Source organism: Streptomyces sp. NBC_00523, from assembly GCF_036346615.1.
GTDB lineage: Bacteria > Actinomycetota > Actinomycetes > Streptomycetales > Streptomycetaceae > Streptomyces.
Window position 1 is genome coordinate 884,770 of sequence record NZ_CP107836.1, and the last position, 16,564, is coordinate 901,333.

The 16,564-nt window shown below is 68.9% G+C and carries 11 protein-coding genes and 1 pseudogene; 4 read left to right on the forward strand and 8 right to left on the reverse strand.

Annotated features, from left to right (window positions below):
* The first annotated feature begins 93 nt into the window (after positions 1–93).
* Together OHS17_RS04020 and OHS17_RS04025 are read left to right on the forward strand one after the other, a co-directional pair.
* Positions 94–945: an alpha/beta fold hydrolase gene (locus tag OHS17_RS04020; protein ID WP_330311084.1), complete on the forward strand. Its 852-nt coding sequence runs from the start codon at positions 94–96 to the stop codon at positions 943–945.
* A gap of 28 nt (positions 946–973) precedes the next feature.
* Positions 974–2,209: a DUF6357 family protein gene (locus OHS17_RS04025; RefSeq protein WP_330311085.1), complete on the forward strand. Its 1,236-nt coding sequence runs from the start codon at positions 974–976 to the stop codon at positions 2,207–2,209.
* Between the two features lie 12 nt (positions 2,210–2,221).
* Here OHS17_RS04025 and OHS17_RS04030 read toward each other — a convergent pair whose 3' ends face one another.
* The 5 genes from OHS17_RS04030 to OHS17_RS04050 form a co-directional block, all read right to left on the reverse strand.
* A complete protein-coding gene (locus OHS17_RS04030; protein WP_330315146.1) occupies positions 2,222–2,626 on the reverse strand; it encodes an FKBP-type peptidyl-prolyl cis-trans isomerase in 405 nt (134 codons plus the stop codon).
* 26 nt (positions 2,627–2,652) lie between these two features.
* Positions 2,653–3,294, reverse strand: a complete 642-nt coding sequence (locus OHS17_RS04035) for a helix-turn-helix transcriptional regulator (RefSeq protein WP_330311086.1) — start codon at positions 3,292–3,294, stop codon at positions 2,653–2,655.
* Positions 3,291–4,475, reverse strand: a complete 1,185-nt coding sequence (locus tag OHS17_RS04040; protein ID WP_330311087.1) for a threonine synthase — start codon at positions 4,473–4,475, stop codon at positions 3,291–3,293. The genes OHS17_RS04035 and OHS17_RS04040 overlap by 4 nt, the downstream gene beginning before the upstream one ends.
* A gap of 536 nt (positions 4,476–5,011) precedes the next feature.
* Positions 5,012–5,680: a hypothetical protein gene (locus OHS17_RS04045; RefSeq protein WP_330311088.1), complete on the reverse strand. Its 669-nt coding sequence runs from the start codon at positions 5,678–5,680 to the stop codon at positions 5,012–5,014.
* Entirely contained in the window at positions 5,677–9,102 is a 3,426-nt protein-coding gene (locus tag OHS17_RS04050; RefSeq protein WP_330311089.1) for a CHAT domain-containing protein, read from the reverse strand. The genes OHS17_RS04045 and OHS17_RS04050 overlap by 4 nt, the downstream gene beginning before the upstream one ends.
* A gap of 363 nt (positions 9,103–9,465) precedes the next feature.
* Here OHS17_RS04050 and OHS17_RS04055 point away from each other — a divergent pair, with 363 nt between their 5' ends.
* On the forward strand, positions 9,466–11,820 hold the full coding sequence (locus OHS17_RS04055) for a chitobiase/beta-hexosaminidase C-terminal domain-containing protein (protein WP_366438839.1): 2,355 nt from the start codon (positions 9,466–9,468) through the stop codon (positions 11,818–11,820).
* A gap of 154 nt (positions 11,821–11,974) precedes the next feature.
* On the opposite strand, the gene OHS17_RS04060 is transcribed toward OHS17_RS04055, so the two are convergent.
* On the reverse strand, positions 11,975–12,298 hold the full coding sequence (locus OHS17_RS04060) for a DUF2399 domain-containing protein (RefSeq protein WP_330311090.1): 324 nt from the start codon (positions 12,296–12,298) through the stop codon (positions 11,975–11,977).
* A pseudogene (locus OHS17_RS04070) lies at positions 12,264–13,057 on the reverse strand (TIGR02679 domain-containing protein). The gene OHS17_RS04060 and the pseudogene OHS17_RS04070 overlap by 35 nt, the downstream one beginning before the upstream one ends.
* A gap of 699 nt (positions 13,058–13,756) precedes the next feature.
* Between OHS17_RS04070 and OHS17_RS04075 the strand changes: the two are divergent.
* Positions 13,757–15,496 (forward strand): DUF6924 domain-containing protein, encoded by a 1,740-nt coding sequence (locus OHS17_RS04075; protein WP_330311093.1) that lies wholly within the window; start codon positions 13,757–13,759, stop codon positions 15,494–15,496.
* A gap of 593 nt (positions 15,497–16,089) precedes the next feature.
* Here the strand turns inward: OHS17_RS04075 and OHS17_RS04080 are convergent.
* The gene (locus tag OHS17_RS04080) at positions 16,090–16,515 is read right to left on the reverse strand and encodes a secondary thiamine-phosphate synthase enzyme YjbQ (RefSeq protein ID WP_330311094.1); all 426 of its coding nucleotides are present in this window, start codon (positions 16,513–16,515) and stop codon (positions 16,090–16,092) included.
* Between the last annotated feature and the right edge of the window lie 49 nt (positions 16,516–16,564).

Below are 16,564 nucleotides of genomic sequence, written 5' to 3' on the forward strand. Positions count from 1 at the left end.
GACCGGCCTGGCCGAAACCCGTCGCCCGGCCTCCCCGGCGGTGGCAGATTCCTCAAGGAGTGAGTCAACACATGCGCGGGGAGGAGACGGGACATGGCTGAGGTGGACCTTTCGGCCGGGACGGTCGAGTATCTGGACACCGGCGGTGAGGGGCCGGTCGTGGTCCTGCTGCACGGCGTCGCGATGGACGGCTCCCTGTGGCGGAACGTGGTGGAGCCCCTGCGAGCCGATTTCCGCTGTGTGGTGCCGACGCTGCCGCTGGGGGGCCACCGCCGGCCGATGCGCCCCGACGCGGACCTGTCGGTCGCGGGCGTGGCCCGGCTGGTCGCCGAGTTCCTCGACCGGCTCGACCTGCGTGACGTCACCCTGGTGATGAGCGACTGGGGCGGTGCGCTGGCCCTGGTCTCCGAGGGCAGGGACGAGCGGATCGGGCGGCTCGTCATTACGTCGTGCGAGGCGTTCGACAACTTCCCGCCGGGCGTGCCGGGCCGCAACCTGTTCACCTCGGCGAAGCTGCCGGGCGGCATCAACCTCGCCTTCAGGCTGCTGAAGCTGAAGCCGCTGCGCCGGCTGCCCGTGACCTGGGGCTGGATGAGCAGGCGCCCGGTCCCGCACGAGGTGATGGACGCCTGGTTCACCCCGCTGTGGACCTCCGGCGAGATCCGCCGGGACCTGCGCAAGTACGTGCTGGGCGTCCCGCCGAAGAGCGTCCTGCTCGGCTGGGCGGAGCGGCTGCGGGACTTCGACCGGCCCGCCCTCGTGGTGTGGGCGGCCGAGGACAAGGTCATGCCCCCGGAGCACGGGCGCAGGCTCGCCGGGCTCCTGCCCAAGGGACGGCTCGTGGAGATCGAGGACAGCTACACCCTGATCCCCGAGGACCAGCCGGCGGAGCTCAGCGCCCACATCCGGTCCTTCCTGCTGGACGGCGGGACCGCCTCCTCCTGAAGCCCGGGCCGTGGGGAAGACTGGGGGCATGAGCGAGGTCGTTTTCACCCGTGGGAGTGGCTGGATCCCGAGCGTGGTCCGCGAGGACGGGGTGCTGAAGCTGATGCTCGGGGCCGGGGCGGATGCCAACCATGAGCCCCGGACGTTCACGTTCCCGGTCGGGGAGGACCATCTCGCGGTGATCCGGGAGGACCTGGGCAGGCACCTGCTGCTGTGGAGCGCGGTCCTTCCGCTGTGCGAGGCCGCCGGGACGCGGGGGCGGCTCGATGAGGACGCCGCCGTCGCGCTCCTGGACCCGGTCCTTCTCGCCGCCCCCGACGACGTCGACGCGTACTTCCGGCGCGTCCCCTGGGACAAGGGCCGGCTCATCGCCCACGGGGCCGCCCTCGACCTGCTCGAACGGGGCAAGGTCTGTGCGGCGATGCGCACGGCGACCGAGTCGTCCGACGCGAAACGGGCCCAGCAGTACCGCGCCGAACGCCGTCGCGCCGAGCGCGGCACCGTGCTCGGTCCGCTCGACGCGGCGGTTCTGCGGTACACGGGCCAGTACGTGCACGGCGCGACGATTCCGAGGCGGCTGCCCGACGCCGTCGACCCGGCACTGCTGCCCGGGGTCATGGGGGTGGTCGCCACCGCGGAACACGCGTGCGACGGTCTGCGGATCGACCGCGATCCGCGACGCGGCAGGCGCGGCACGGACAAGCGGGACTGGGAGCGGATGGCGGCGGCGGTCGAGTCGGCCGTACGCCGGGCCCACCCGGAACTCGCCGACGACGCGGTGCGCACCGTGAGCTTCCTGATGTGCTCGGAGGCCGTCGACCGCGCCAGGAGCACGCCCCTGGAAGCCTACGAGGAGCCTGCCGTCGGCCGCGGGGTCCTGTCGTTCACCGACGACAAGGGCGCCGAGAAGACGTGGCGCCCCGGCAGTCCCCGTTCCGCCGCCGTGGAGTTCTGGGAGTTCGTCGAGGACCGTGTCGGGTCGGACAACGAGGTCTTCACCATCGAGGACGAGGAGCGGGGCGAGGGAATCCAGGTCCACTTCTACGCGGACTCCCTCGCCCGGATCACGACCGCGCGCAAGGGCCGGGGCGGGGCCGAGCCGGAGTACCGGGTCGAGTACGGCCTGGTCGACGGGATCAGCGGGTACCGAAGCCTGGTGAGCGCCTTCGTCCGGGGTGGCTGCGCCGCGCTGGACGGGCTGGGTCCGTGGATCGCGGACCACGCCGAGTTCGAACGCGCGCGCCGTCGGCGGGGCGGCCGGTAGGCGGCGCCGGGGTCAGGCGGGTCCCGTCGAGCCGCCCGGGCCCACCACCGTAAGCAGGTCCACGACGAAGATCAGGGTCGAGTGCGGCGGGATGAAGGCGGAGGGCGACTGCCTGCCGTAGCCGAGGCGCGGGGGAACGATGATCTCGCGGCGGCCACCTACCCTCATGCCCCGCAGGCCCCGGTCCAGGCCCTTGATGGCCTTGCCGCCGCCCACGGCGAACTTGAACGGCCGGTCCTGCTCCCAGGAGGAGTCGAACTCCCTCCCGGACGCGAACGCGACGCCGACGTAGTGGACCTGGACCACCCGCCCCGGCAGCGCCTCCGGCCCCTCCCCCACCACGAGGTCCCGGGTCGTCAGCTCGGTGGGCGCGGCGCCCTCCGGCACCTGGACCTCGGGCTTGGCCAGTTCGCTCATCATGGATCCCTTGCTCGTCCGCACGGTTACTTCGTGTAGTTGTAGACGGTCGCCCGCGAAACGCCCAACTGGTCGGCGATGAGCTGGGCGGAGCTGCGGGCCTCGAAGAACCCGTCGCGGTGCAGCCGCCGGACCAGCTCGCGCTTCTGCTCGCGGTTGAGGCCGCGCGGAGTGCTGGAGCGTTCCGCCGCGAACGCGTCGATGGCCGACCGGAGTTCGCGGTCGCCGCGGTCGCGCAGTGTCTCCAGGGCCTCGCCCTGATGCCGGACGTCCGTGGCGACGAGGTTGGCCAGGGTGAGGGCCAGTGGCGAGAGCGTACTGACGTCCAGGTTGAGGCAGAGGGCCGCGACATAGCGCCCCTCCGCGTTCCTGATGCCGATCGACGTGCTCTTGGCGGGGCGCCCGTCCGCGAACCGGTTGCTGTAGTTCTGGACGACGCCGGGGTAGTCGGGGTCCGCGATGCGGCGCAGGCCCAGTTCGGTGGCGGGGTCGCCGACCTGCCGTCCGGACAGGTTGTTCTCGATCACGCGGATGGCGTGGTCGGGGCGGCGGAGATCGTGGAGGACGACCTCGCACAGCCCGGGGAACATCCGCCCGACGGCGACGGCGATGCGCTCGGCTTCGCGTACGAGGTGTTCGTCGTCCGGATCGCCGGTGGGGCGGGTCATCGTGTGCCGCCCGCTTCCCGGGGGTCGTCCTCGTGGCCGCCGAAGACCGCGGCCATCTTCTCGGCGGACTTGAGACCCGCGCCGGTGAGCACGACGACGGTGGTCTCGTCGGGGGCGATCTCACCGGACGCGATGAAGTGGTCGAGGGTCGCCGCGGCGACACTGCTGGTCGGCTCCGCGTACAGGCCGTGGGCGCTCAGGGCGCGGACGGCGGCGTGGATCTCCGCCTCGGGTACGGCGTACGCGGCTCCGCCGGACCGGCGAATGGCCTCCACCGCCTCGGGCAGCCGGACCGGGCGGGCGATGGACGCGCCCTCGGCGATCGTCGGCACCCGCGCGCCGCGCGAGGCCGGGTCGATGCCGTTGAACGTGTCCGCGATGGTCGCCCAGTGCTCGGGCTGCCCGACGAAGAGGCGCGGGAGCCGGTCGATCTGCCCGGCGGCCAGCAACTCGCCGAACGCGAGGTCGCACCCGATGACGTTGCTGCCGGCCCCCGCCACGAGCACCACGTTGTCGGGCGCGGTGAAGCCCAGCGACTCCCACATCTCGTACGCGACGGTCTTGGTGCCCTGGATGAACATGGGGTGCCAGTTGTGGCTGGCATACGGAATCCGCTCCGCCTGCCGGATCGCCTCCTCCGAGACCTCATCGCGGGTGCCCGCCACGAGCTCGATCTCGGCCCCGTACGCCCGGGCCTGGAGGATCTTGGCCGCCGAGGTGGCGGCGGGGACGATGATCCTGGCCCGGATCCCGGCAGCGGCGGCGTAGGCGGCCACCGCGGAACCACCGTTCCCCGAACTGTCCTCCAGCACGCGGTCGACCCCGTGCGCCACGAGATGGGAGATCATCACGGACACCCCCCGGTCCTTGAAGCTGGACGTCGGATTGAACCACTCCAACTTGAAGTGGACCCGCCGCCCCGCCCAGTCCACCGGAATCATCGGCGTACAGCCTTCCCCCAGGCTCACCCGCCGCTCGGCCGGGACGGGAAGCACGGCCCGGTAGCGCCAGAGGGACCGCTCGGCGGTGTCGATCTGCTCCGGCCGCATCCCCGTCAGCGCACTGACGGCAAGCGGACCCCCGTCCTCGCCCCGCCAGCGCGGGTCGTCCAGGGGGTAGCGCGCGCCGGACCGGTCGAGGAGGACGGGGGCGGCAACGCTCGCAGGCTGTTCGTCATTCATGGGCGATCCCGGCTTCCCTTTCACTGGGCATGCACCTCAGATTAGACGAACCGTCCAGACATGAACAACCAGTCCAAGCCTTGGTCACCCCAGGAAGCTCAACCGCACCTGCCGCTCCGCGTTGTCCACGTTCGTGTCCACCAAAACTCCGTTAGGACAACACTGCCCTACCGCTGCGGCACATCTGTTCAACCCCAGGTGAAGCCTGGCGTCGGGGAACCGTCCTCGAGTCATGAAGCACGCCCGGCTAAGCCATGACCAGTTGTTTGTGGCACGCCCCCGCCCCATGCGAGTCCACGTCGCGCGACCAGTTCACCCTGGTCGCCGGTATCACCACCGACACCGTGATCGACCTGGTCGAAGCCGTCGGCCGCAACGAGCTGACCCGTCTCCTGCTCGCGGCGGATCCACACCAACGGCCGCACCCTCAAACGAGGAGTCCACATACGGCACACGTGCACCAGGGTGACGATGGCCTGCCCACAGTGGGTCACACGCCTGTGCCGTTCCGGGAGCGTCCTTACCCCAGGATCGGGTCACTCCGCCAGCACGATCGTGTGCGGTGTCGGCGTGAGCTGCGCCCGATAGCGGCGGATGCCCCAGCTACGGTGCTCCAGCTCCGCCGCGACCAGCACCTCCGCCGTGTTCATACAGTCGGGCACGAGCTCCACCAACGCGGCCACCGGGTGATCACCGACCAGCGGGAATCCTTTGAGTCGTCGGAACTCCCACTGCGGGTTCGGCTGGGAAGCTCCGTGGCCCCGGACGATCCATTCCTCCCTCGCCGGTCCGGATCCTGACGGCTTCTCCACCCCTACATCCAGCACTCCAGTCGTGACCGTGAAGCTCATGCCGGTTCCGAGGCCGGGGACCGGGTGGGTACGCTCGCCAGGGTCGATCAGGCGCGCGATCGGCTGTGCCGCACGCTCCGGTGTCGACAGTGCGACACCCAGGGAGGCATGGCGGAATACGCCTCTGCTCTCCGGTCTCTCGGGGCGAAACGAGCACACCATGAGCAGTTGCCGAAACTTTCGGTCGGGGGTGGCACTCAGATAGGAGAGCCAGCCGGCCGGCGCGCCCGCATGGTCGGCGGGCAGTAGGTCCCAGCCGAAGGTGAGCCTGCCACGCAGCGGTGTCCCATCGGCTGGGCTGCCGAGCGTACGCTCCGGCAGGAGTTCGACGTCGTGCAGCCGAATCTCGGTCATGGGGTGGCTCCCTTGTTCCTGCCGTGCACATAAGTGAACGCTCCCCAGTCACGGTACGGGGCGTATGCGGCACGCGTAGCGAGTTGGGCACCGCGGAAGGCATGCTCCGGGTCAGTGCCGCGCGCGACTTCTTGATGCAGGTGGTGGTAGAAGTACGTGGCCGGTTCCGAGCGCACGGGCCACAGGCAGCCGACGACGGCCTGCGCTCCAGCGGTGATCAGCGCCGAAGGGATGCCACGAACGTTGTCACCGCGGTCGAATCGGCCGAGCGCCGACTCACAAGCGGCGAGCGTGACAAGTCGGACCCCGCGCAGGTCGATGTCCAAGAAGTCGTAAGCGAATACGCGGCCGTCGTCGTCGCCGTCCGGCGTGAGATAGAGGCAGTGCATCCACGGCGCATCCTCGTCCAGTGTCCCGTGTGCGGCGATGTGGACAACGTCCGCCACGGACATCTCCGCACGCAGCCTGTCGCGAGTGGCCGCACGCCCGGTGAGGGCTGGAGCGCCTACCGCCTCGGCAACCTTCCGCGCATGCCCCTCCAGCGCCGGTTCGGCTTGCAGACCGAAGGGAACACCGCCGGCAGCGGAGGCCAGCACAACGGTGCGGCCCTCACGCGCAGGTACCTCGGCGGGTGCCAGGGCTTCGAGGCCGGCGATCGAGGTGACCGTCCAGTCGTCGGCGATCAGACGGCCGCCCCTGCGGCACAGCGGTAGGGGCAGGTAGTGCAGAGCGCCGTGCGGCCAGGCCAAGATGCGGTCCTTGCCCTGGGCGCGCCAGTTGTCCCACAGTTCGCCGCCACCGAGCGGCAGGCCGGCCGACTCCAGCAGCCGGCTGCCCTCCGGTGTCACGTCGCCGAACAGCGGGTCGCGTTCGATCTCCGTCCGGATCGCCTCGATGCGGTCCGCATCCGGGTGCCGGTCGTCGTTCTCGTCCGCGCCCTCGCCGAGGTGCACCACGAGCTCCCGGCCCTGCCTGGTGACCGCGAGCAGCACGGACGCGCCCTTCACCGCCGCGGGCAGGAACCACGTCAGCAGCACCGTTCGATCGTCCAGCAGATCATGGGCCTTGGCCCAGATGCGCTGGTCGTCGATGAGCGCTGTCGAACGCCGACGCAGCTCGTCATCGATGAACGACGAGACGCGCCACCGCAGATTCCGAGCGATCTGCGTGTTGTCGTGGCCGCCAGGACGATGATCGGCGTCCACCGCGTTCAGCAGGTTCAGCAAGGCTCCTCCTGCAGCGGTGGGCACCTCCCGGTCGCGCAACTTGCCGAGGTAGTGCTGGATGTACCCGGGCAGCACGAGTGGACCTCCGATGCGCCACCACGCGCCCAGTTCCGAGCCCTTGCCCGCTTGCTGCAGGCCGAGTAACAGCCCGATCGGCAGCGTCTCGCTCTCCGCGGTGAGCTGCCAGACAGCCGAGTGCACAAGGTCTCGCAGCATCGCGCCGAGTTCGGGCGCGCCGATGGTGTCGATGTTCGGCGCGTCCACGATGATCGCGTGCAACGCGTTCCTGAGTTCGTCGCCGCGGAGGTTGCCCAGCTGCTGCACGAGCGGCACCAGGCTCGCCCGGGCCAATTCCTCGAAGCCGAGCGAGGCGTAGGAGAGCGCCGCATACGTGTAGTAGCCCCATGGGAACGGGACAGGGCTGGAGACCGGCTCGCCCGCCTGCGCCGACTGGTAGTACAGATCTGCCGTGAGCAGCCGGACCTCTTCGTTCCGGGCGTCGCCCGCCTGGCGCAGGAGGGTGAGCCCCCATGCCGGCTGCCCCCGATCGCGGGCGTGTGCGGCCGCATGCAACAGAGCCGCAGATCGCTGCATCGGTGTCCAGAAATCCGGTATGGACACCGGTAGATCCTGGTGGGGGCCTGGGCATTCGCTTGGGTCGTCGGGTAACACGTGGAGCCTGGCCTCGATCAGTTGCCTGCGATGGGCAGAGGCCCACCGGATGTCGAGCTGCCCGGCCCAGTCCAACACGGTTCGCAGCAGCCGTCGGTCGGCTCGCTCCCGGGCCAGGTTGACGCCTTGGCTGATCGCCTTCGCGGTGACCGTGCTCCCGTGGGCGACGAGGAAATCGGCCGACGGCGTCCCGAATACCCCTGTGAGCAGACCGTCGGTCGTCTCTGGGGGCACCCCGTCCATCGTCCTGACGAGGAACAGCGCGAGGTCCGGCTCCTCGTCGGCGGAAAAGTCGTGCAATGCCGAGAGCGCAGCGCGAGCAGCGTCACGGTGGGCTCCCTCCGCGTCCGCCAGGATCTGCGCCAGTATCGCCAGCAGCCGGGGCCTCCTCACCCCACCATCCAGCTCCAGCGCACGCACCACCAGGTGTCCCGCTTCTGCCACCAGCCGATAGGACTCCTTCTGGAAGGGTTCCTCTTCGGTGAACCACGTGCGGTACAGGTCCGCGGTCAGCCGAGCGGACCATGTGGTCAGCAGCGGCTCACGAGCATAGTCGTCGTCGGCCGAGTCCTCCTGTCCCCTGATGGCCATCCGTAACCGAGCGGCAGCCAGCAGCGCGGCTTCCAGGTCGGCGGTGTCGCTCAGTTCGCCGACCAGCCGAGCCGCCAAGGCTTCGGACTCCTCGAACACCCCGCGGTCGCACCGGTCCGCCACCAGTTGGACGCCCGCCTCGATGGTCTGGAACGCCGCGGCCCGCCATGCAGCTTGCAGGGCGCAGGCGTCGGCGACCTCAGCGACCAGTCGCCAGTAGACGTACATGAACTCCACCAGGCCGCGGTGGTCGAGGAACTCGTCCCGGAACAGCAGATCCACCATCGCCCCGGTGGACATCGCGCCGTGCTCCGCCAGGGCCCGCCGCATCTCCTCCACTTCGCGCGCCCGCCGCTTCGCCTCGTCCAGCGACATGATTCGGTCGGATACGTACTGAGCCAGCTCCATGAGCACGCCGACCGGGTCGATCACGAAGGTGACCGTCGGCTTGCCGTCCGCCTCGCAGTTCGGCTTGCTGTTCGACTCACCGAAGCGCACACGGCCGGCGCACACCTTCCCTCGCCGTGTTTCGAAGATCAACGCGCCGAGGGGATCGTCCGTGGCTGGCAGCACGTGGGACACGACCAGCAGGACTGAGCCCGCAGCGTCCGCCGCCTCCCGCCACCCCGCCGGCCGCTCCACGTCGAGGTCGTGCACGAAGAGCGCTCCGTCGGGATCTCGTACGGACAGCACACCTTCCTCGTCCTGCGTGACATACCACCGGAGAGCGAGGGGGCGGCTGAACGGCAATTCGTCCAGTGAAGGGAGCACCTGGAGGCCCCGCGCGTACGCGCGGGTGAACAGGCTGCCTCCTGACCCGCCACCCGTGAAGAACGGGCTGATACCGGCCAGGCCGACGGCCAGACCGGCATGCCGGACACCCTCCACCTCGGCGAGGAACGCCCACCCGGTGGCCTCGCGTGACAGTTTCACGCCATCCCCCTTCGCGCTGCCGGCCATCGACAGGATCAACGGTGGCACAGACAACGGCCGAACCAGCCCGTGACCGAGACCGGGACGATGATCTGGGCTGAACTCAGATACGACTTGGCACATCGTCAGCGTTCAAGACATGAAGCATGTGCATCTTCTTGACGGTTCACCGTTGTCACTCAACACTGCCTTGACGGACCCAGCACCTTGCTTGTCCGTAGATTGAGAGCGTTTTCAAGAGGTTCATTCGAAGGCCCGCAGAGTTGGCAAGGCGATTCCTGCAGGGTGTCGAGACCATCTGCACCCTGACCTCCGCGTTGATCCGGTGTTCACTTCACGAAACCAGGTGAAAGGACTCCCCCCATGCGCACAACCGTCCCGCCCGGCCGCATGAGACCCCTGCAAGGTCCGAAGCACCGCGTCATCGCTCTACTGAGTGCCCTCATACTCGCGCTCGTCGGACTGCTCGGCCTCGATCAGAGCGCGGCTCCCGCCTCGGCAGCCGCGCCCGACTACACCCAGAGCGTCACTCAGTTGAGCCCCACGCAGGCTCAGATCTCGTTCACTCCGACCACGTCCGCGGTCTACGTCGACGTGCACTACCTGGTCAACAACGCCAACCAACAGAACGTCCGTATGACCAACAATGCGGGCACGTGGACTCAGACCGTCGGCTCGCTCGCAGGCGGAACGGTCCTGGAGTACTGGTTCACCTACGAGAAGAGCGGGCCGCAGTACGACACACCCCACTTCACGTACACCCAGGGCGGTGGTGGAACCGGCACTGTTGCCACCCCCACCTTCACTCCCGCGGCGGGCACCTACGCATCTGCCCAGAGCGTGACACTCGCCGACGCGACCGCGGGCGCGAGCATCCACTACACGCGTGACGGCTCCACCCCCACCGCGGCCTCCACTATGTACAGCGGGCCGATCAGCGTCACGGCCACCACCACCGTCAAGGCCATCGCCATCAAGTCCGGACTCGCCGACTCCGCGGTCGCCAGTGCGACTTACACGATCGGCGCATCGACAGGCTGCCCCACCCAGTCGGACACGCCGAACTTCGGCCCGAATGTGCACATCTACGACCCGAGCATGTCCAGTGCCACCATTCAGGCACAGCTTGACGCTCAGTTCGCCCAGATGAAGGACACGGCCTCCGCGCAGTTCAGCGAGAACCGGGTGGCACAGCTCTTCAAGCCGGGTGCGTACGCCGTCGACGACAATGTCGGCTACTACACCTCGGTGGCGGGTCTCGGGCAGAATCCGGGCGACGTGACGATCAACGGACACGTCACCGTGGACGCCTTCAACGCCTCGGACGCGGGCAACGCGACGCAGAACTTCTGGCGCTCGGCGGAGAATCTGGCCATCAATCCGGTGGGCGGGAACCGTTGGGCCGTGGCCCAGGCGGCCCCGTTCCGCCGGATCGACGTCCGCGGCGACCTGCAACTCTACCCGGCCAGTTACGGCTGGGCGAGCGGCGGCTACATCGCCGACACCAAAGTCAGCGGCCAGGCGGCGTCCATCTCGCAGCAGCAGTGGTACACCCGGGACAGCAACCTGGGCAGTTGGGCCGGCGGCGTCTGGAACATGGTCTTCTCCGGCACCACCGGTGCTCCCGCGAACACCTTCCCCAACCCGCCCGAGACCACCTTGGCCACCACCCCGGTCTCCCGTGACGTGCCGTATCTGTACGTCGACGGCGCCGGAAAATACCGGGTGTTCCTTCCGTCGCTGCGCACCAACGCATCGGGGGCGAGTTGGGCGAACGGCAGCACTCCCGGCACCTCTCAGCCGATGAGCCAGTTCTACGTGGTCAAGGCCGGCGACACTGCCGCGACCATCAACAACGCCCTTTCTCAGGGCTGCAACCTCTTCGTCACGCCGGGCGTCTACCACCTGAACCAGACGCTGAACATCACCCGGGCCAACACGGTCGTCCTCGGCATCGGCTACCCGACCTTCGTCCCGGACAACGGCGTCAACGCGATCCAGGTCGCCGACGTGGACGGAGTCCGTCTCAAGGGCCTGCTGATCGACGCAGGAACCACCAACTCGGCGGCGCTGCTGACCGTCGGCCCGTCCGGATCGTCCGCGAGCCACGCGGGCAACCCGACGACCATCCAGGACGTGTTCTTCCGGATCGGTGGCCAGATCGCCGGCAAGGCGACGACCAGCCTGATCGTCAACAGCAACAACGTGATCATCGACCACATCTGGGCCTGGCGGGCCGACCACGGCAAGGCAGGAAGCTTCGGCTGGACGACCAACACGGCGGACACCGGCGTGATCGTCAACGGCAGCAGCGTTCTGGCGACCGGTCTCTTCGTCGAGCACTATCAGAAGCACGAAGTCGTCTGGAACGGCCAGAACGGCAAGACGATCTTCTTCCAGAACGAGATGCCGTACGACGTGCCCAATCAGGGCTCGTGGATGAGTGCGGCAGGGGTCAACGGATATGCCGCTTACAAGGTGGGCGCGGGCGTCACCACCCACGAGGCATGGGGACTCGGCAGCTACTGCTACTTCAACGTCAACCCCGCGGTGAACAGCTACCACGCCTTCGAAGTGCCCAACACCCCCGGCGTGGAGTTCCACAACGCCTTGACGGTCTCACTCGGCGGCGTGGGCACCATCACCCACGTCATCAACGACACGGGGGCGGTGACCGCCTCGAACACCACTCCCAGCAATGTGGTCGCCTACCCATGAGGCAATGACCTGACGTGAAAGGTGGACCGGGCTCCTCGCGGTTGCGAGGAGCCCGGTCATTGCAGTATGCGGCGCCGGCGAGGGCTGCGACGCCCCTGGCATCGTCCTCGTCCAGAACGAGGAGGCCCTCCCACAGGTCTGGCCCTACGGCCCTTCAATCGCCTGGAGCGCTGGCACGACGCAAGGGGTACTGCCGGCGTGCCGCAGCAGCGAGATCTTCCAGCAGCACATCGGCCACCAGCTCCTCGACCACGGCGATGTCGTGCTCCGTCATGGCTTCGGCCAGCTCGGGATCCCACGGTGCTCCGGTGATGCGCCCCGGTCGAGGACCGTGCGCGTTGCGGACGATCGCGGATCGGTGGTCCGCCGCCGTCATGCGCCAGGGGTACGCCCCTGTTCTCTCGATGACGTACGCGGCAATGCGGATACCTTCGCCGTCGAAGTCACCGTGGTAGCGGAGAGCTGCACCTCGGTCCACGAGTAGGCGCAGGGCGCAGTCCGCCGGCGATGACGGTGGCGGACAGCTCGTCGTCGGCGACGCCGGCGCGGGACCACAGGGCGCGTCGTTCCGCTGCCGACTGCGGCGGTGCGATGTCGTACAGAGTCGCCAGGGCACGCAGGACGAGGGTGGAGGCGGGTGCGCCGTCGTCGAGAGCGTGGGCGTGGCCGTTCAGGAGTCGGGCGGCGAAGACGGGCAGGGGTTCGGCCTGGCTCGGTAGTTCGGCGAGCACCTTGAGCGTGTCGGTGAGGAGCGTACGGGTACGCTCCGCCGAGCCGCCACCCATCCTGCGGCTCGGCAGGACGCAGCCCAGTCGGCGAGCACCGGCTGCGCCCGTACCGTGTCGTGACCAGCCAGCCAGGCCAACAGACCGGCGCGTTCGTCCTCCTGGCGGCGGCGTTCACCGGCTCTGTCGCCGAGCGGGCCGATGAGTTCGGCGACGATCTCTCGTACGGTGCGGCCGGTGAGCTCGGTGACGGCCTCCTCCAGGCGAGCCAGGGCGACGGGGGGCTGGGGGTCCGGCAGGCGGTCCAGGTCGAGGAGGTCCGCGAGGGCTTCGCGCTGGGTCTCGTCCAGCAGTGCGAGGCGTACGCGTGTGATGGGGCTGCCGGAGGGGAGACGGTCGTGGCCCGTCTGGCAGACGGGATGCAGTTCGGGACGACGAAGGGTCGTGTCGCCCGACGCGAAGTGCTCCCGAGAGGTCGTCCCGCCGGACACGGAGTGGTCTCGCAAGGTCACCCTTCATCCATTCCGGTGCCGTTCCGGACGAAGCGCGCGCTGGTGACGGCTCGTCTCCGTCGGTCAGGAGTTGGTTGACGGCAATGCCGGGCAGCTCTCTCGCGGCCGTGTCACTGCCCTTGGCCTCCCCGATGCGGGCGCGGAAGAAGGCGTGCAGGGTCTCCGGTCGGATTCGGTGACCCCACCGGGGTCCGTCAGAAGCAGTTGGCGGCTGGTGCGGGTGCTGTCGGGGAGGTCCGGGCGGACGTCCCAGACAAGCTGGACGGCGAAGTTGCAGGCGGTACGGACCTGCTCCGGGTGTCCGTACATGTGCGCGACGGGTTCGCCGGCCCGGCGGATGCGGACGCCGAGGTGGCGGCGGGCCTCGTGGACGGCTTCGGAGAGGTGGCGGCGTCGCCGAGGTGACGCGTGGCGTGGAAGCCGCGCGCGCCATGGCGGCACGGTGGCCCCAGGTGGGCAGCTCAGGGTGTGCGGCAGGAGTGTCAGGGCGGGAGCCGACGGGCCACGCAGGCCCGTTGTCGGCGGCGTCCGGCAGAATCCGCTTCACCGACGCCACCAGGACCTGGCGTCGCCCGGTAGGAGAAGAGGGTTCCTGTGCGTGAACTGCCCATGTTCGAACGTCTATACCCCGATGTCCAGCTGACGTCCCCTTCGGAGAGGTTCGTGCTGCGGTGCGACTCGGAGGGTGTCGCCGTGGTCATGGACTCCGATCGCGGGCAGGTCGTCTGGCGGGCGGGCGCAGCTGGGCAGCTGTTGCTCGGACACGGGTACGAGGTCGTCGTCGAGGGCGGGGAGGACGACGGCACGGTGTGGCGCTCCGGTTTCGCCGCGTCCGGGGCGCAGTACCTCATCCTCACGGATGCCGGAGAGCTGGAGCTCCTGGACCGCACACACGTCCGCCTGGGCAACATACGCACCGGGCTCACCCACCCTGTGCCGCTCGGAGATGCGGCGCCCGCGGCTGCCATCACCCGGGACGCGTATCTGGTCAAGGAAGGGAAGACGCGGCGGACAGTGGCCCGCGAGCAGGACGGATGGCTGCGGGTCTGCGAGTACGGGAAGGGCGGGGGTATGAGCTACGCGTTGACCCGTCCGCTGGTCGACTGGTTCGAACAGGAAGACACCGTGCTCACCTGGCGCCGGCACCTGGCGGGTGGTTCGAAAGCAAAAAGCCTGATGCTGTGCCTGGTCGACTCCGCCGGGACCGTCCTGTGGCACGAGGGCACCCAACGCCCGCATGGACCAGTTCCCCTGGGAGAGCCATACGCGTACGGTGGACCCGCGCTGGAGGTGGGAGGGCGCCTGCGGAACCAGTCCCTGACGTCTCCCGCAGGTACGCACACACTGGCTCACCAGGGCAACGGCGACCTGACTCTGTACTGCCACACCGAGCGCCGCGCCGTGTGGTCGACCGGCACGGGTTGGGTGGACGGGGGATGGGCCGAGCTCTCCGAGGATGGTGTTCTCTCGGTCCGCAACACCCATGGTGTCTTGGTGTGGAGTTCCGGCCCGTCAGGTTCTGGGGCTCGTCGGCTCGTGGTCGGTGATGACGGCCGTGCCGAACTGCGTGACGTGGACGGCCGGTCGGTATGGTCCACAGGCACACACACGGCGTGCCATGGCCCCACAGCCGATGCCCCGCGGGGTGCCGTGCTGCACCGAGGACAGACGCTCGGACGGCACTCCCTCACCTCCCCCGACGGAAGCACCGTGCTCGGACACTGGGACGAACACCGCCTCGTGCTGTTCGGCGCCGACCAGACCTGGCTCTGGTGCGCGCACCTCGGCGAAGCGGCCGAGCCCGGACTGCGGCTCGACGAGGACGGCATGCTGCGCGTTCTGGGCGACGACCGCCCACCGCTGGGCGGACCGGCTGACGAACTGCGAGTCGAGGAGGGCGGAGTGGTCCTGTGCCGTGCCGACGGCACCGTCGTCTGGCGCGACGGCGAGGCGGTGGCCGAGCCGGTCGCCGCCGCGAACCCGCCCGCACGAGGAGGGCTCATGAAAAGTCTGCCGGACACGGACGAGACCCTGCTGATCCGCACCGACTTCTCCGAACCGACCGCTTGGCAAGCCCTGCTCACTGCCATCATGACACCGAGCCAGGACGGCTTTCTCGCGAACGTCCACCCAGTGGATGATCTCGCCTATCGCGATCTGACGGCCCAACAGATCCTGGCGGCGGCAAACGAGCTGGACACCGATCTTCTCATCGTGGCCGACAAAATCGCCCTGGCGGCGCCGGAAATGCCGCTGCTGGCCCTCCTGCTCTCCGATGAGGACGACGAACGCGGGGAGGGCGAGGCCAGGCAGGAGCACGGCCAACTCCGAGTCGCAGCCACAGAACTGTGGTCGGTCGAAAACAATATCTCCCTCGCCAACATGGATTGGGAGGACTTCGAGAACGCCACCGACAACGGTGTCTTCCGGGGCTTCTGACCTCGGCAGGATCGAAGGGACGTCCCGCAACGCGTCAGCTGAGTCGAGCATCCTCCGTCAGCCTGCCGATGCGCGGGGCATCGAGCCGTACAGGGCTGGTTTCCGGGGCTGCGAGGCCCGGGGGCCTTGCGACAGCCGTGAGCCGCACCGTCTTGGAGCGCGATGTCGGCTCTCTGCGCGAGGACCAGCGAGTGCGGGAAGCGGTGGAGGCTCAAGGCGACTACCCGGAACCCGTGCACCGGGGTGGATGACCACCTGCCACAGCAGGCGTGCGCCCCCGCTTCCGAGGTCGTCCTGGTCCGACAGATGGCCAAGATAAAGGAGCTTCACGCCTAGGACGCAGCGTCAGTCGGTGGGATACCCACTCCGCCGTACAAGTCCTCATGACTTCCCTCTCTCGTAACCCTTTTGACCGAGGTCTCCTTTGTGGAGACCTGTCGGCCCCTCCCCCTTTTGTGTGCCGGGCTCGCCACCGTCACGAGCTGTCGGCCAGTGGCCCACTGCTCTCTGCCCAAGATCCGGGCCATACTCGGAACAGCCGCCTGCGGTGCGGTCGAATCACGACCGTTTCCGCACAGTCACATCAGAGCAGCTCACTGGCCGAGGAAGCTCAGACGGACGCTGCGGTTGGTGTTGCTCGTGTTTGTATCGACCAGGCACACCGACTGCCACGTGCCCAGTTCCAGTCGGCCCGCGATGACCGGAAGGGTGGCGTGCGGGGGAATCAGGGCCGGGACCACGTGGTCGCGGCCGTGGCCGGGGTGGCCGTGGCGGTGTTGCCAGCGGTCGTCGGCCGGGAGCAGGGTGTGGAGGGCGGCGAGGAGGTCGTCGTCGCTTCCCGCGCCGGTTTCCAGGACCGCGATTCCGGCGGTGGCGTGGGGGACGAAGAGGTTGAGCAGGCCGTCGCGGCCGGAGGCCGCGCGGGCGAGGAACTGTTCGCACTCCGGCGTCAGGTCGGTGACGGTCTCCGTCGAGCCCGTCGTGAGGTGCAGGACCTTGGTGGTGAAGGCAGAAGGCATGGGTCCCATCCTGCCGTGGGCGGGGGCCGGAAGCGTTGAGTGACGGGCG

Excerpts from the sequence above, each read along its gene's own strand:
- OHS17_RS04020 (WP_330311084.1), top strand. The coding sequence starts at position 94 with ATGGCTGAGGTGGACCTTTCGGCCGGGACGGTCGAGTATCTGGACACC.
- OHS17_RS04025 (WP_330311085.1), top strand. The coding sequence starts at position 974 with ATGAGCGAGGTCGTTTTCACCCGTGGGAGTGGCTGGATCCCGAGCGTG.
- OHS17_RS04030 (WP_330315146.1), bottom strand. The coding sequence starts at position 2,626 with ATGAGCGAACTGGCCAAGCCCGAGGTCCAGGTGCCGGAGGGCGCCGCG.
- OHS17_RS04035 (WP_330311086.1), bottom strand. The coding sequence starts at position 3,294 with ATGACCCGCCCCACCGGCGATCCGGACGACGAACACCTCGTACGCGAA.
- OHS17_RS04040 (WP_330311087.1), bottom strand. The coding sequence starts at position 4,475 with ATGAATGACGAACAGCCTGCGAGCGTTGCCGCCCCCGTCCTCCTCGAC.
- OHS17_RS04045 (WP_330311088.1), bottom strand. The coding sequence starts at position 5,680 with ATGACCGAGATTCGGCTGCACGACGTCGAACTCCTGCCGGAGCGTACG.
- OHS17_RS04055 (WP_366438839.1), top strand. The coding sequence starts at position 9,466 with ATGCGCACAACCGTCCCGCCCGGCCGCATGAGACCCCTGCAAGGTCCG.
- OHS17_RS04075 (WP_330311093.1), top strand. The coding sequence starts at position 13,757 with ATGGACTCCGATCGCGGGCAGGTCGTCTGGCGGGCGGGCGCAGCTGGG.
- OHS17_RS04080 (WP_330311094.1), bottom strand. The coding sequence starts at position 16,515 with ATGCCTTCTGCCTTCACCACCAAGGTCCTGCACCTCACGACGGGCTCG.